Source organism: Flavobacterium sp. IC2-16, from assembly GCF_055521455.1.
Genome location: NZ_CM145480.1, coordinates 1,245,949 through 1,261,584 on the forward strand (window position 1 = coordinate 1,245,949; position 15,636 = coordinate 1,261,584).

Here is a 15,636-nt window from a genome sequence, read left to right on the forward strand (position 1 = left end):
AAAAAGTGTTGCAATTAATCCAATTATGAATATTACAAGAAAAACCAGAACATATTTAAAAATAACAGTTGAATAACTTTTATTTATTGTAAACAAAAAAGTAGACGTCCAGACTACAAAAGTTAATTCATAATTTGGAAATAATGAAACCAAAATGCAAATAAAAAACAAAACTTTATTTATAAAACTCCTGTTGATTTTCATTTACTAAGTTTTTGGATAGAATCTGGTAAAATTTTTAATGGTAAGTTAGATTTTGTAAACTTATAGTACAAAATTATAAACAGCAACTCTGATATTATCAATGAAAAAACTACTGCCTCCAATTTAAATGTTTTTACCAAAAACAGTATTAACAAAACATTTACTATAGTAACAAAGATAGTTGTTTTAAAGTACTTTGAATGTTTTTCCTTAATAAACATTAATTGCTCTAATGGTAATGACAAGGTCATTAAAAACGAGATTATTAAAGAAATTTTAAATAATCCACTTAATTTATTTATGGCAGATTCCGATAATTTAAAGAACTGCAAAACATGATCAGAGAAAAGAAAAATCGATAATAAAAAAACAGTAATCAATCCAATACACAATACGGTATATTTTCTCCAAAACAAAATACCGTCTTCACTAGAAAGTTTAAACTTTAAGCAGACACTAGGGAAATAAAACTTTAAATAAACTTGAATAAATGTTCTGCATAAACTGATTATTTGTTCAATTATTTTATACTGTCCTGCAACTGTAAATCCTAAAAAAAAACTGGTTAATGCAAGTGGTGAAAGTTGTCGTACCGACAAAAACAGTTGCGAAACACAAAAGGAGAAATCATTTAGGAGTATTTCTTTGACAATTGAATATTTAGGTAAAAACAAATTAAAGTGATATTTGTTTCTAATTATTAATAAGCCTAATAAATTAAAAAATAATGAACTGCATCCTAAATATAAATTTACAAAAACATAATCATTTGATTCTTTTATAAAAAGAAAAACCAACACTACATATGTGGTTTTTGAGCAAATATTTAAAAAGCTAAGCAATTTAAAATTTTCTACCCCTTGCAAAAACCAAAAAGGATTAAAAACCTGAGCAAAAACAATTGTTAAGCTTAGTAAAAATAATTCTTTTTCTACTTTAAAAAATGTTGAAAAAGAAAGAAGAATTAGAAATAAAAGTAATGTAAAGAAAAACAGAATTATCTTGGTGAAAATTGCAGTATTTAATAATCTATTTAGTTTTGTTGGTAAACTTCTGTTTTCAGAAACAGTTTTTGTTCCTTTTACGTCAAACGCATAATCAACAATTAAAATCAAGAACAATGATAAGGCAAATCCAAGCCCTACTTTTCCAAATCCAGATTCTCCACAAACAAAAACAATTTTAGGTGCTACTAATAATGGACTTAATAGATTAAAAACTTGTCCAAAACCATAAATAAAAAAATTTGTTTTTTTTTTATCTAAAAAAAAAGATGTGAGTTTGGTTTTAATCATAGTAATTTAAATCCAAAAATGAATTAACACTGGCTTTGGTGTTTGTTCATAAATCCCTTTTACATAATAATTATATTCTGGAACAAAACTTTTGATTAAATCAATTATTTCTTTTGGATTATTTTGAGTATGATACGTTGTAATTGCAATTTTAGGCTTGTTTTTTTTAATTGTTTGCTCAGCCCCTTTTAACATTTCTATTTCAAAACCTTCTATATCTGCTTTCAAATATGTAATTGGTTGGTTTTCGCTTAACAAAGTATCTATTTTATTAATCACTATTTCTTGAGTAGAGGTAGTGCTTTCATTAGAAATCATTCCATCTAATGAGTTTTCATCAAAATTAATTTTACCATCAGTATTACCAACAGCAACATTAAAGATGGTTGTTTTTTCTTTATAATCTAAAAATGTTTTTTCTAAGCAATCACAAAACAATTTACTCGGTTCTATCAAGTATACATGATTGCACTTATCTATTACCGAGATTGGCAGCAAACCCTCTGCTGTTCCAACATCTAAAATAATTTCACCATTTTCAATTTCTGTATGCTCTTTTTGATAATAATGCCAATCCTCCTTATCAAATGTTTCTGCAACTACTTGATTTAATCTTGAAATTGAGAATTTTGATGGCCAAAATAGTGTTTTATTAATATTTCGAAAAGTAATTTCAAAATCTTCTTTTTGGCTTATTTTCAGGATAAACTTACTGGCTATAGCCGCTACCTTTGGTTTAAACAAAAACGTTATTAATTCAGAAAAGCTAACATTGTTTTTATTAATAAAAATCCAAAAAAACAATATTTTTATTCTACGCATAAATAATGTTTTTATCAAATAAGAATGCTATTCTTTGTAAAACAAGAATAGCATTCTAAAATTTAAGATGTAAAATTATCTTATTAATTTTTCAATTTCAGGTTGTAATACAGTTTCATGTGGATATAATGATGGATATTGTCTTTCACCATTTACTATTTTGGCAACTATTTTACCTGTCACATGATCAAACGTACATTTAGAATCATCTGCTCTGAAAAAAGATACTATTTCAGGGCAGCCAATTTTTTTAGTTTTGCCTTTGTATTCCATCATTACACTATTTAGTATAATATCTTTTTGTTTTTTGTTAATTCCGAAATCTAATCTTAATTGTGTCGGTATAACATCTTCTGGCAAAGTAAACAACACTTTTTGAGGATATTGAGAGCCTTTAACTCCAATCCAAATAGGTTGAATTTTTGTAAAATCTGTTGATCCGTCTTCTGTATAAAAAAGACTAAAATCATCATTTTCTGCTACAGTAACATCAAGTGTTACCTTAAATGTGTTATCTATTATTTCTGGCTTTACAATTTCTAAATCATCAGCAGATTTTTCATTTTTACATGAAATAAAAACACTTCCGATGATAGCCAAAACTAAAATCAACTTAAGTTTCATATTTTTATTATTTTTTTAGCAAATTTATATTATTTTTTTTTTTGTTTAAATTTATTTTCTCTTAAAATCGCCTCTAGAAAAATATTTCTCCACAAAACAATACATTAATATGAAGAAATAACGGCTACCCATTTCTTTAATCTTGAGTTTAGATACACCATATTTTCTATTGGTCCATGAATTAGGGACTACTGCAAAAGAATAGCCCCTTATAATTGCCTTTAATGGTAATTCGATTGTTAAATTAAAATGAGGTGATAATATTGGTTTTACACCATCAATAACCTCGCTTTTATACAGCTTAAATGCATTGGTGGTATCATTGTATTTTATTCGCATTACCATTCTGATGATAAAATTGGCAATACGGTTGATTATCTTTTTTACAAAAGGATAGTCTATTACTTTTCCGCCTTTTATAAAACGGCTCCCAAACACACAATCATAATTCCCTTCTACCATTGTGGTATAATAGCGTATCAAATCGTATGGAGAATCGGATAAATCGGCCATCATGACCGCAACACAATCTCCTGAAAAACGCTCTAAACCATAGCGTACCGCATATCCAAACCCATTAGGCCCTTCATTCGTTTCATATTTAAGAGATGGATATTTCAAAGCCAACCCTTCTAATACTTTTAAGGTATTGTCTTTTGAGTTATCATTTACTACAAAAATTTCATGGTCAATGTTCACTTTCGAAAAAGCTTCTTCTATTTGATCAATGGTTTCCGAAATAGACTCTTCTTCGTTATAAGCAGGAATTACTATACTCAGTTTCATGATTAATTATTTCTCTTCGACATATTCTCGTATATCTGAGTTAAAATGTCATTGATGTTGTATTTCCAATTCCAATCTGGATAATGTGCTTTAAATTTAGAAACATCACTAACCCACCAAATGTGGTCTCCAATTCTATTGGTTTCAGAATATTCGTAATTCATGGGCTTACCCGTAATGGCTTCACACATCTCTATTGCTTCAGCCATTGAACAGTTGGAATGTCTACCTCCTCCTGCATTATAAACCTCACCTTGACGTGGATTCTGATAAAAATGCCAAAACATATTAACTAAATCCCAACTGTGAATGTTATCTCTTACTTGTTTGCCTTTATAACCAAAAACCGTATACTTATCTCCCGTTATAGCACATTTCATTAGGTAAGATAAAAAGCCATGCAATTGTGTACCAGAATGGTTTGGCCCTGTAAGACATCCTCCTCTAAAAACACCTGTATTCATGCCAAAATACTTACCATATTCTTGAACCAAAACATCGGCAGCAACTTTAGAGGCGCCAAACAAAGAATGCTTCGTGTGATCGATACTCATGTTTTCATCGATACCTTCTTTAAAATAAGGATGTAATGAATCTATTTCCCAGCGTTTTTCTAACTCAACTAACGGAAGGTAATTTGGTGTATCGCCATAAACTTTATTGGTAGATGTAAAGATAAATACTGCTTTTTCACAATACTGTCTAGTTGCTTCCAATAAATTCAAAGTTCCATTGGCATTTACTGTAAAATCCGTTATTGGTTCTCTAGCTGCCCAATCATGACTTGGCTGTGCAGCGGTATGAACTACTAATTTTATAGCATCTCTATATTTGGAAAAAATCGCCTCTAATTCGGATATATTACGAATATCTGCAGCATGATGTTCAAAATTCGGGATAGTATCAATTAAACGCTTTGTGTTCCATTCTGTAGAAGCGTCCTCACCAAAAAAACGAGCGCGCATGTTGTTGTCAATACCAACAACTTTGTCAAATTTTTCGGCAAAAAAAGCTACAGATTCACTTCCAATTAATCCAGAAGAGCCAGTTACTATGCAAATATTCATTATTGTGTTATTTTATATTCAGTTACTTTCATTTTTCCTTTAAACATTTTTTTATCCAATAATCTAAAGTTGTAAAACTTTATTTTTTGAAGAGAATCTGAATCCTTGTTTTTCATAAAAACTTCAAATTCATCTGTATTTCCAATAAAAGCAGATGAAAAAATTCCAGATTCTAATAACTTTTTTGAGGTTTTGTATTCAACATTCCTCCCTTTATCAATTTGAATTTGAAGCTTGATTTCAGGGCTATTCTTCAAAACAGAATAATATTTTCCAAATATATTATTATATAATTCAATTTCATAATATTTACCTTTTTCAGGAATTAATGGAGAATCAAGGAACATGGCGTATTCCTTTATTTTTTCAAATCTTATTCTTTTAAAATTTATCTTCTTTTTTAATAAAAGGATTTTTTTGTTGTTTATTAATCCTTTATCAACAATCTCATAATTCAATTTCAAAGCTAAATTTAATTTAGACTCATCAAACAATGGGTATCTTTGGTCTATTGCTTCAAACTCATAAATCACAAATTGAGGGGCATTTGCTGAATTATAATGATTAAAGTTTAGGTTTTCTAATTCTCTAGTGTAAACCGTATAACTTTGTATAACCGGTCTTGGCTTGTAGTTTAATTTGTTCTCCAATAACATCTGAATATTCCAAGGATATACATCAACTGTTTGATTTCCAATTTTACTTAGAAATGAATCTGGTAGTTTTAAATAATTTTCTTCAAGGTGTATTCCAGAAGTAGAATTAAAATTTTTAAACGCTAAAAAATATTCTTTTTTAGACAATTTTTCGTTAAAAAGAATTGTTTTTGGTTGATTACTGTTTAAAAAATAAAAAACAGTAATAATGTTTAAAACAACCAAACTACTGATAAAATAATTCTTTAATGAAGTGTGAAAATCTGAAAAAACTAAAACAAATAATGAAAAATAAAGGAAGAACTCCATAATATGATTCACATCCGCCCTAACAAAAGCTTGTTTATACATTAAATAAAAGCTCAAGACTGAAATACCAAGTATAAATAATTTCTCAAGGTTATTTAAATTTTTATTTAAATAAAGACTCGTCAAAATTGCTGTAAATGATATCAATGATATCAATTTTACATATTGTATACTGTTTTCTATTTGGTTGTCTAAATACATAATTTCATTATACCCTGAAATAATTTCTAGTGCAGAAGATATATATTTAATTATGGAAACATTTAATAATTTGGTAAGAAAAGCTATAAGAACAAAAGGAATAATAATTAAAAATAAAAACCTTTTTTTAGATATTTTTTTATTAATTCCTTTGTAAATTATAATAGTATATAATAATGGTAATGCAATTAATCCAGTATTAAGTTTAATGAAAAACATTGACACGGAAATAAGAATTAAAAAAACATAACTTGCATTTGAATTACTTTCTATGTTTTCTCTTAACCAAAACATAAAAAATAGTAACAAAATGAATGAATTTGCAATTCCTGTCCAAATTGGAAAAATTAAACTAACAAAAATGATTAAAAATATTGTTAGAATTATGTTTTTAGATTTTTTGAGTGATAAATGAAAAACTAAAAACCAATTGATGAACATGAATATATCAAAAATCAGGAATAAAAATTTGTTTTCTCCCCAACCAACTCTAGTACAAAGTTGACCTAATGGCCCATAAGTAAAAACAATATCATCTCCCCAAGTTAAGCCTTTAATTTTTATATAGTTTAATGTTACTGTCCAAGATGGATCTAGAGATGTCCAAGCATATTCCGATGCTTGTATTGGAAAAATGTTTAATTCAAAATAATTTGGAAAAAGTAAATAGGCACAAAAAAAAGAAATAAATAGGCTTAGATATTTCAAGTTTTGTTTTGAAAATATTTTTGTGCTTAATTTTTCCATACTATTTCAATATTGATTCCAATTGTTTTTCATTTGTTTTAATCCAATCGTATATGTCCTGAAAGATGGTTTCCACAGATTTTTTTGGTTTCCAACCAATCTCATTTTCAATTTTAGAATTGTCCGTGATAAAAATACGTAAATCGGCAGTACGTGTTTCAACTACTTCATCAATTTGAATTGTATTGCCTGATATCTTTTCACAAATGGCCCTCATTTCTTGCAAAGAAGCGCTATTGGCTACACCGCCTCCTGCATTATATACTTTACCGGAAAATTTATCAATATTGTGAATTTGTAAGTCAATCAAATCAACCAAATCATCAACATGAAGCAAATCTCGAACTTGCTTACCTTTTCCTCCATAACCAATATACTTCAAGGATTGTTTCCAATAGTGCTTTGCCATCCATAGGGTTACTACGCCTTGATCGGTTTTCCCCATTTGTCGCGGACCGGCAATAACACCGAAACGTGTAATAGCGGCCTTCAACCCATAAAAAGCAGCGTATTCATGAATAAAAAGTTCAGAACTTAATTTTGTGGTTCCGTAAAAAGAACGAGCGCCTTCTAGTGAGAGTTGCTCGGAAATTCCTCTTGATGAAATTCCAGGAACTGGTTGGTTATCTACAAATGAAAACTTGGTTTCTTGCTCGGTAAACAATGCATTTTCAATTACATCTATTGGATAAACTCTACTGGTAGAAAGAAAAATCAACTTGGCTTTATTTCGAACACAAGCATTAAAACAGTTTATGGAACCGTAAAGATTGTTATTTATTACATAGGTAGGGTCAGAATCCAGTCCCGCTGTTACCGATGGTTCTGCAGAAGCTTCAACCAAAACGTCAAAAGCCCCTAATGCCAACAAATCCTCATTGTTTCTAATATCACCATGAATAAATTGGATGTCCTCTTTTTGAAAATCTATTAAGTTCAATTCGGAACCTCTTCTTTTTAAATTATCAAAAGCTATAATCTCATAATTCGGGTATTTCTTTTTTAATTGAATACACAACGTTGAACCTACAAAACCAGCTCCTCCTGTAATTATAATTTTCATGTAATAAACCTGTTAGTAAATAAATTTTGCGTTTTAGTTTGTTCTCCAATTCTAAAAACCTACAAAAGGATGTAAATTTATGGAATTGTTATTGACTTTGAATTATTTTTTCGTTCATTCTGTTTTTATAAATTCTCTATTCATCGTCAATTTTATCTGTTAGCCGAAAAAAAGTACAACTCCGTTTACTATTAAATAACTTTATATAATTAATAATCAACGGGTTGTATTATGAAAACATTCTCTACGCTTCTGACCTTTATCGCCCTCCTACTTTCCTACTCCATACATACACAAACTATCGCCATCAATGAAATGATGTCTTCCAACACAACAGTTATCGCTGATGAAGATGGTAATTATGAAGACTGGGTGGAGCTCTATAATTATGGTGCAAGTGCTATTAATTTAAACGGTTACGGACTTTCCGATGATGTTACCTTACCGTATAAATGGGCTTTCCCCAACATATCCTTAAATGCAGGACAATATCTAATGGTGTGGTGTTCGGATAAAAACAGAATAGCTCCCGGAAGCCCACTTCATACCAACTTTAAAATTAGTGCTACTGGAGAAACACTGTATCTTACCAGTCCTTCATCGGTAACTGTAAGTACTATGCCAGCAGTATCGCTTCAGCAAAACGTGTCGTATGGGAAATCGCCAAATGGTACCGGAAGCTATTTTTTCTTTGCTGTGCCAACTCCTGGGCAATCCAATTCAACCACAACCTATTCGGAAGCGCTTTCGCCTCCAACATTTTCTAATCCGAGTGGATTTTACACGTCAACTTTTAATTTAAGCTTAGCTTCGGTTCCTGGTGCTACAATAATATATACTCTTGATGGTTCGGATCCTGACGAAAACAATCTTGCAGGCACAACTTATTCCTATAAAAATAGTTATGCTGAACTCGCCGGACAATCCAGTGGAAGTTTACAGCAAAAAAGCTTCCGTTCTTTTTCCTACAGTTCGCCTATTGCTATTATTGATCGCTCTTCGCAACCCAATAAATTAGCAACAATATCGTCAACCCATCACCATACGCCCGATTATTTTCCTTCGAGTCCGATTTTTAAAGGAACTGTTGTTCGTGCAAAAGTGATTAAACCCGGAGCTATTCCCAGTAAAATAGCCTCTAAAACATACATCGTTTCACCCTCAGGAGTTAACCGGTTTTCGTTACCAATAGCATCAATTAGCTTAAGCGAAAACAAGTTTTTTAATTACACCGATGGAGTTTTTGTTGCGGGACAACTTTTCGATTTGTGGAGAGCTGCCAACCCAACCGTAGATGCCAATGTTGATGAATTAAATTATGATGCGAATTACAAAATGAGTGGCGATCCTTCGGAACGAACTGCAAACTTATCGTATTTCGTCAACGGTAGTGAAGTTGTAAATCAAGACCTTGGCGTTCGCATTAATGGTGGTTCTACGCGTGCATGGCAAAGTAAGTCATTGCGTTTAGTACCACGAACCGATTATGGTAGTGATGCTTTAAATTATAAATTCTTTGCAGATGAAACCCTTACCACTTTTAATCGATTGATCCTTCGAAACTCTGGTGGTGATTTTTTCGACAGTATGTATCGTGATGCTTTAGCCCATGAATTGGTAAAAGGTCTTGGGTTGGAAACTCAGGCCTATCAACCCACCATAACTTTGGTTAATGGAGAATATTGGGGAATCTTGAATTTACGGGAGCGCTATGATAAATATTATTTCAAAAATGTTTGTGATATCGGTTTAAACAGCCTCGATTTACTAGAAGATGATTTAACGCCTAGCGAAGGTGATGCAGTACATTATACCAATATGGCAAATTTTTTATCTAGCAACAGTTTGGCTATTCAGGCCAATTATGACTACATAAAAACTCAAATGGATGTAGACAATATGAGAGACTATTATATTGCAAACATTTATTACGATAATACCGATTGGCCCGGGTGGAATACTATATTTTGGAGAAAAAGAACCACTGCTTACGAACCCAATGCGCTTTACGGCCAAGATGGAAGATGGCGCGCTGCTATGAAAGACAACGACGATTGTTTTGGACTGGCTGTTGGAGTTAACAATCATAATAATTTGGCTGTAGCTACGGCAACAAACGGCCCATCGTATCCTAATCCGCCATCGTCTACATTAATTTTACGAAGTTTATTGGCCAATCCAACTTTTAAAAACAACTTCATAAATAGGTTCGCCGATTTAATGAACACCTATTTTTTACCCAGTCGTTTTGTAGCAGTTTCCAATGCCATGAAGGGTAAAATTCAACCCGAAATACAAGAACATCTGGATCGTTGGAATGCAACTGATTTTGGTTGGTGGGAAGAATCTATTAATTTAATGAATGATTTTGGAACAGAGCGACCTACCTATCAACGACAACATATACGAAGTAAATTTGGAATCAGTTCTGATGTAAATGCTACATTGGATGTTAATGATATGGCTCAAGGATATATTAAAATGAACACCATTACTATTCTCCCTAGTACACCAGGTGTATCATCAACACCCTATCCATGGACAGGAATTTATTTCAACAATATTCCAGTAACCATAAAAGCTATTCCATTTAGCGGCTATCAGTTTAGCCATTGGAGTGGAGCCTCATCAAGTACAAATCCTGAAATAACCATAACTCCTACCGCTAATTTTTCGGTGACGGCTCATTTTATACCGTCTGGAAATGTAGAAACACCTCAAATTGTTTATTATTGGATGATGAATACGGCTATTCCAAACAATATACCATTAACTGCAATAAATTCAACTTTTGAAATGAATCCGGAAGGGGTTTTACAATACCAATCGTGTTTAGCAGGATATCCGTTTACAGATATTAGTCCGAATTGGAGAAAAGCATCAATGGAACGACGAAACAGCCCTACTCCATTAAATTATATACCTTCAGCAAATGGTGGAAAAGAATATGCCTTATCGGACATGAGAGGTATTCAGATCAAACAGCCTTTTCAAAGTAGTGGGTTAGAAAACACCTTGATTTTTAATTTTTCTACCAGCGGATACAAAAATATTAAGTTTGCTTTTGCTGCTTTAGATGAAGGTGCAGCAACTGGGATTACTGTTGACTATGCTACAAATGTTGGTGCTCCAGTATGGACAACTGCTAATTTAAGTGCTTCTTCTTTTCCAATAAGTAATGCGTATCAACGTATTGAAGCCGATTTTACTCCTGTTATTGCCGCTAATGACAATGCTAATTTTAAAGTTAGACTTCGTTTCACCGGACCAAATATGACTGCAGATACTGGTGCGCGAGTAACCTTTAATAATTTCAGTGTAGAAGGAGTTAATATGACTTTAAGCACGCCTGAAAATCAAGTACCGAACTTTATCGTGTACCCGAATCCGGTTGTAGACAATTTAAATATAGCTTATGATGCTAAAGCGGATTTGAATTATAAAATTTTCTCCATTGAAGGACGACTGATTAAATCGGGGAAAATGGATAACGCAAAAGTGAATGTGTCGCAATTTCCTTCAGGTGTGTATATTCTACACCTAGAAACAGACAATAAAACTGAGGTTCGAAAATTCTTGAAACAATAAAATTTTATGATGGGAATGGCACTATGGTGTCTTCCCATCTTCGTATTTCAAGTCCAAAAACCGACTTGATTTTATTTTTATCTAAAACACTATACGAAGGTCTTTTTGCAGGTGTTGGATATGCTGATGTTGGAATGGGGTTAGCTTCAATTGCAATGTGATTTGTTGTAAAAATGGCTTTCGCAAAATCGTACCAACTGCACTGACCCTCATTACTAAAATTGTAAATACCATAAGCGTTTTTACCGCTGGTAATTATTTTGAGTATAGCTTCTGCTAAATCGACAGCATGAGTTGGTGTGCCTGTTTGGTCGTTTACAATAGAAAGCGAATCACGCTCAGAAGCCAATCGCAACATTGTCTTCATAAAGTTATGTCCAAACTGAGAATAAACCCAAGATGTTCGAATGATATAATATTGCGCTAAAATCGCTTGAACTTTTTGCTCTCCTTCAAGTTTTGTTTTTCCGTAAACACCTGTTGGGTTTGGTGTGTCTTCTTCTGTATAAGGAGTTGTTTTATTTCCATCGAATACAAAATCAGTTGAAACATGTAGCAAAACCGTTTTACTTTCTTTACAAGCTCTTGCCAGATTTTCTACTCCTGAAACATTAATTTGACTTGCTTTGTCTGCTTCGCTTTCTGCTTTGTCAACTGCAGTATAAGCCGCTGTATTTATGCAAAAATCGGGATTGTATTTTCGAAACACTGAAGAACATATTTCTTGATTTGTAATATCCATTTCGGATGATGTACAAAACACAAAATCGATTTGAGGAAAATTTTTAGAAATATATTGTAATGCTTGTCCTAACTGACCTCCTGCACCGCTAACTAAAACTACCATATTGCTTTGGCTTCAGAAAAATTGGGTAACATTTTATCTTTGTCTGAAATCAACAATTCCTCTTGAGAAAATTTCCAGTCGATGTTTAAAGTTGGATCATTATAGATAATACCTTCTTCGGATTCTTTATTATAAAAATTATCGCATTTGTAGAAAAAAGTAGCTTGTTCACTAAGCACTAAAAAGCCGTGAGCAAAACCGCGAGGCACAAAGAGTTGACGTTGATTTTCAGCAGATAAAATTTCAGCCACATATTGACCGTAGGTTTCAGATTCAGGTCTGACGTCTACGGCCACGTCTAAAACTTCACCTTGCAATACCCGAACTAATTTTGCTTGAGCATGTTCCCCACGCTGATAATGCATTCCGCGCAAAACGCCTTTTGTAGAAAAAGATTGGTTGTCTTGAACAAAGTGTATTGGTTTCCCAATACCTTCTGAAAAAGTTTTTTCGTTAAAGCTTTCCATAAAGTAGCCTCTTGAATCACCTATTACATTAGGCTCAAGAATATAACAGCCGGAAAGTTTAGTTGGAATAAATTTCATTATAATAAACTCATTAAATGTTTACCGTATCCACTCTTTAAAAGTGGTTCGGCTAATGCTTTTAATTGCTTAGAATCGATATATCCCATTTTAAATGCAGCTTCTTCTATAGCGCCAATTTTTAACCCTTGACGTTCTTCGATTACCTCAACAAATTGACCTGCCTGCATTAACGACTGAAATGTTCCGGTATCCAACCAAGCTGTTCCTCTATCTAAAATACTAACCTGAAGTTTGCCTCTATTAAGGTATTCTTTATTCACATCTGTGATTTCCAGCTCACCGCGATGACTTGGTTTAATATTAGCTGCTATTTCGATAACATCATTATCATAGAAATAAATTCCAGGAACAGCATAATTCGACTTAGGCTGAGTTGGTTTTTCTTCAATAGATAGTACTTTACCTTCTTTATCAAAATCTACCACACCATATCGCTCTGGATCATGAACATGGTATGCATAAATAATTCCTCCATCGGGATTGTTATTAGCCTGTAGCAATTCTGCTAATCCAGTGCCGTAAAAAATATTATCTCCAAGAATTAGGGCAACTTTATCGTTTCCAACAAATTCTTTACCAATAATAAAGGCCTCGGCTAAACCATTAGGGTGTTCTTGAACAGCATATTCAAACCGACAACCCAATGTAGAACCGTCCCCCAACAAATGTTGAAATAACGGTAAATCGTGGGGTGTAGATATGATTAATATTTCTCGAATTCCCGCCCACATTAATGTTGAAAGTGGGTAGTAAATCATCGGTTTATCGTAAATTGGCATTAACTGTTTACTCACCGCCAATGTTAATGGATGTAAACGTGTCCCTGAACCTCCTGCTAATATTATTCCTTTCATTTTAAAGCTTTTAGCTGACAGCTGTCAGTCTAATTAAATTTTTTAAGATACCACTCAATAGTCTTTACAATTCCGGTTTCAAAATTTTCATCGGCTTTCCAACCTAATTCATTTTCAATTTTAGAAGCATCGATTGCATAGCGCAAATCGTGACCTGGGCGGTCTTTTACAAATGTAATTTGATCTTTATAACTTCCTGAATTTTTTGGTTTCATTTCGTCCAAAATAGAACAAACTTTATCTACAATATATAGATTGTTTCTTTCGTTTCTGCCACCAATATTATATGTTTCTCCCGAAAGCCCCTTCTTGAAAGCTAATTCTATTCCTTTACAGTGGTCTAAAACATACAACCAATCGCGTACGTTTTTACCATCGCCATAAATAGGAATATTTTCACCAGTTAATGCTTTACGGATTATGGTTGGAATCAATTTTTCATTGTGTTGTTTTGGACCATAATTATTTGAACAATTGGTGGTCACCACATTCATACCATATGTATGGAAATAACTTCGAACAATTAAATCAGAGCCCGCCTTTGAAGCCGAATACGGGCTATTGGGTGCATACGGTGTTGTTTCTTCAAACAAACCTGTTTCGCCAAGCGTTCCATATACCTCATCGGTAGAAACATGATGAAAACGTGAATTTTTAAATGTTTCTTTATAATCGTTTGGACTATTCATCCATAATTTTCTGGCTGTATCTAAAAGATTGAAAGTCCCTAAAACATTTGTTTTTATAAAAGCTTCTGGTCCGGAAATAGAATTATCAACATGACTTTCGGCAGCAAAATGAATTACATCGTGAAATTGATATTTACTGAATAAGTCTTCAATAAAATTTCTATCGCAAATATCTCCTTTAATAAAAGTGTATCTTGGATGATTTTCAACTTCTTTTACATTGTCAAGATTTCCCGCATACGTAAGTAAATCAAGATTTACCAAATGATAATCTGGATTGTGTTCAATAAAAAAGGGAACAAAATTGGCGCCAATAAAACCAGCTCCTCCAGTAACTAAAATGTTTTTCATTATGCTAATTGTCTTTTGCGCAATTGTTTTTTGTAGAAAGATCGAATCCAGCTAAAAAGCACAAACAACCCGATTAATAAAATTGGAAATACTAATTTCTTTTTTCCATTTACTAATTTTGTGTTTTCAAGATTCAGTGTAAAACTAATATCTTTAATCACTTTAGCAAAATCAATAAGCTCTATTCTGTGAGTTCCTTGTTCTTTAATCAATCCGTCTTTAGTATTAATAACATCATTTAACTGAGTGTTTTCATTGTAATACACTAACTTATCACTTTTCTGATTATTGCTAATTGAGTTTGAAAACTGATTTAAAACACCATTAATCTGCATAATTGTGTTTTCATTAGCCTTAATTTTCTCATTTACGTTATTAATATACTCTTTTTGAATATTTGTGTAATAATCACTTTGATTCAAAAAGGTTAAAATCGGATTTAACGTTTGTTTTTTTGTAGTCTTACCTTTTGTTGTATACGATATCATATGATACATATAGTTTTTACTGGTAAGGTTTTCTTCCACAATTTTCTTCACATCCCCGTCTTCAGCCATTAACTTTAACAATTCGAAATTTTGCTGACTGTTGCTAACAAAACGATATACATCTAAAATTGGTTCAATTTCGATATCCGAAAAATTCTTAGGATTCTCAATACCAATTTGTTTTAAGAAAACGGTATCTCTCTCTTTAATTTTTGATTGAATTAAATCAACTTTAGAGTATAAATAATCGGTACTACCAAAGTTTGGTGTAACAATAATTTGATTGTCATAAACTTTATGTTTAGTATCCAAATAAAATCCCCCTGCAAACCCTAAAACAAATAAAATTCCAATTGTTATTTTATTTCGAATTAAAAAAAGGATTCCATCAAAAAATCGATCGATTAACTTTTGGAAAAAACTACCCACTTGTCTTGAAAGTTGGCCTAAATCAATTTCCTGATCGTTTGGGTTGACTTGAGGATTGGTACTCATCT

Annotated in this window: 13 protein-coding genes; 1 reads left to right on the forward strand and 12 read right to left on the reverse strand. The window is 32.1% G+C overall.

The genetic code is table 11. The annotated features are described in order from the left end of the window. Positions 1–200: 200 nt before the first annotated feature. The 7 genes from ACZ1JT_RS05645 to ACZ1JT_RS05675 form a co-directional block, all read right to left on the reverse strand. Positions 201–1,499 (reverse strand): oligosaccharide flippase family protein, encoded by a 1,299-nt coding sequence (locus ACZ1JT_RS05645; protein ID WP_465095187.1) that lies wholly within the window; start codon positions 1,497–1,499, stop codon positions 201–203. A 6-nt stretch (positions 1,500–1,505) separates the two neighbouring features. Continuing rightward, entirely contained in the window at positions 1,506–2,321 is an 816-nt protein-coding gene (locus ACZ1JT_RS05650) for an FkbM family methyltransferase (protein WP_465095188.1), read from the reverse strand. Positions 2,322–2,396: 75 nt separating this feature from the next. Further along, positions 2,397–2,945: a hypothetical protein gene (locus ACZ1JT_RS05655; protein ID WP_465095189.1), complete on the reverse strand. Its 549-nt coding sequence runs from the start codon at positions 2,943–2,945 to the stop codon at positions 2,397–2,399. Between the two features lie 51 nt (positions 2,946–2,996). Continuing rightward, complete coding sequence (locus ACZ1JT_RS05660; protein WP_465095190.1) at positions 2,997–3,731, reverse strand: glycosyltransferase family 2 protein; 735 nt, start codon at positions 3,729–3,731, stop codon at positions 2,997–2,999. Between the two features lie 2 nt (positions 3,732–3,733). Further along, on the reverse strand, positions 3,734–4,798 hold the full coding sequence (locus ACZ1JT_RS05665) for an NAD-dependent epimerase/dehydratase family protein (RefSeq protein WP_465095191.1): 1,065 nt from the start codon (positions 4,796–4,798) through the stop codon (positions 3,734–3,736). Continuing rightward, positions 4,798–6,711 carry a hypothetical protein gene (locus ACZ1JT_RS05670; protein WP_465095192.1) on the reverse strand — a complete coding sequence of 638 codons (1,914 nt, stop codon included), beginning with the start codon at positions 6,709–6,711 and terminating at the stop codon, positions 4,798–4,800. The genes ACZ1JT_RS05665 and ACZ1JT_RS05670 overlap by 1 nt, the downstream gene beginning before the upstream one ends. Before the next feature lies 1 nt (position 6,712). Then, the gene (locus ACZ1JT_RS05675; RefSeq protein ID WP_465095193.1) at positions 6,713–7,774 is read right to left on the reverse strand and encodes an NAD-dependent epimerase/dehydratase family protein; all 1,062 of its coding nucleotides are present in this window, start codon (positions 7,772–7,774) and stop codon (positions 6,713–6,715) included. Between the two features lie 231 nt (positions 7,775–8,005). Here ACZ1JT_RS05675 and ACZ1JT_RS05680 point away from each other — a divergent pair, with 231 nt between their 5' ends. Next, the gene (locus ACZ1JT_RS05680) at positions 8,006–11,362 is read left to right on the forward strand and encodes a CotH kinase family protein (protein WP_465095194.1); all 3,357 of its coding nucleotides are present in this window, start codon (positions 8,006–8,008) and stop codon (positions 11,360–11,362) included. Positions 11,363–11,366: 4 nt separating this feature from the next. On the opposite strand, the gene rfbD is transcribed toward ACZ1JT_RS05680, so the two are convergent. Genes rfbD through ACZ1JT_RS05705 form a run of 5 tightly spaced genes read right to left on the reverse strand, consistent with a single transcriptional unit; the run spans position 11,367 to position 15,634 of the window. After that, positions 11,367–12,209 (reverse strand): dTDP-4-dehydrorhamnose reductase, encoded by an 843-nt coding sequence (rfbD, locus tag ACZ1JT_RS05685; RefSeq protein ID WP_465095195.1) that lies wholly within the window; start codon positions 12,207–12,209, stop codon positions 11,367–11,369. Continuing rightward, complete coding sequence (gene rfbC / locus ACZ1JT_RS05690; RefSeq protein WP_465095196.1) at positions 12,203–12,754, reverse strand: dTDP-4-dehydrorhamnose 3,5-epimerase; 552 nt, start codon at positions 12,752–12,754, stop codon at positions 12,203–12,205. The genes rfbD and rfbC overlap by 7 nt, the downstream gene beginning before the upstream one ends. Then, on the reverse strand, positions 12,754–13,611 hold the full coding sequence (gene rfbA, locus ACZ1JT_RS05695) for a glucose-1-phosphate thymidylyltransferase RfbA (RefSeq protein WP_465095197.1): 858 nt from the start codon (positions 13,609–13,611) through the stop codon (positions 12,754–12,756). Before rfbA ends, rfbC begins: the two co-directional genes overlap by 1 nt. A 29-nt stretch (positions 13,612–13,640) precedes the next feature. Continuing rightward, a complete protein-coding gene (gene rfbB / locus ACZ1JT_RS05700; RefSeq protein WP_465095198.1) occupies positions 13,641–14,651 on the reverse strand; it encodes a dTDP-glucose 4,6-dehydratase in 1,011 nt (336 codons plus the stop codon). Beyond that, positions 14,651–15,634, reverse strand: coding sequence for a hypothetical protein (locus tag ACZ1JT_RS05705; RefSeq protein WP_465095199.1), 984 nt, complete (start codon positions 15,632–15,634; stop codon positions 14,651–14,653). Before ACZ1JT_RS05705 ends, rfbB begins: the two co-directional genes overlap by 1 nt. Between the last annotated feature and the right edge of the window lie 2 nt (positions 15,635–15,636).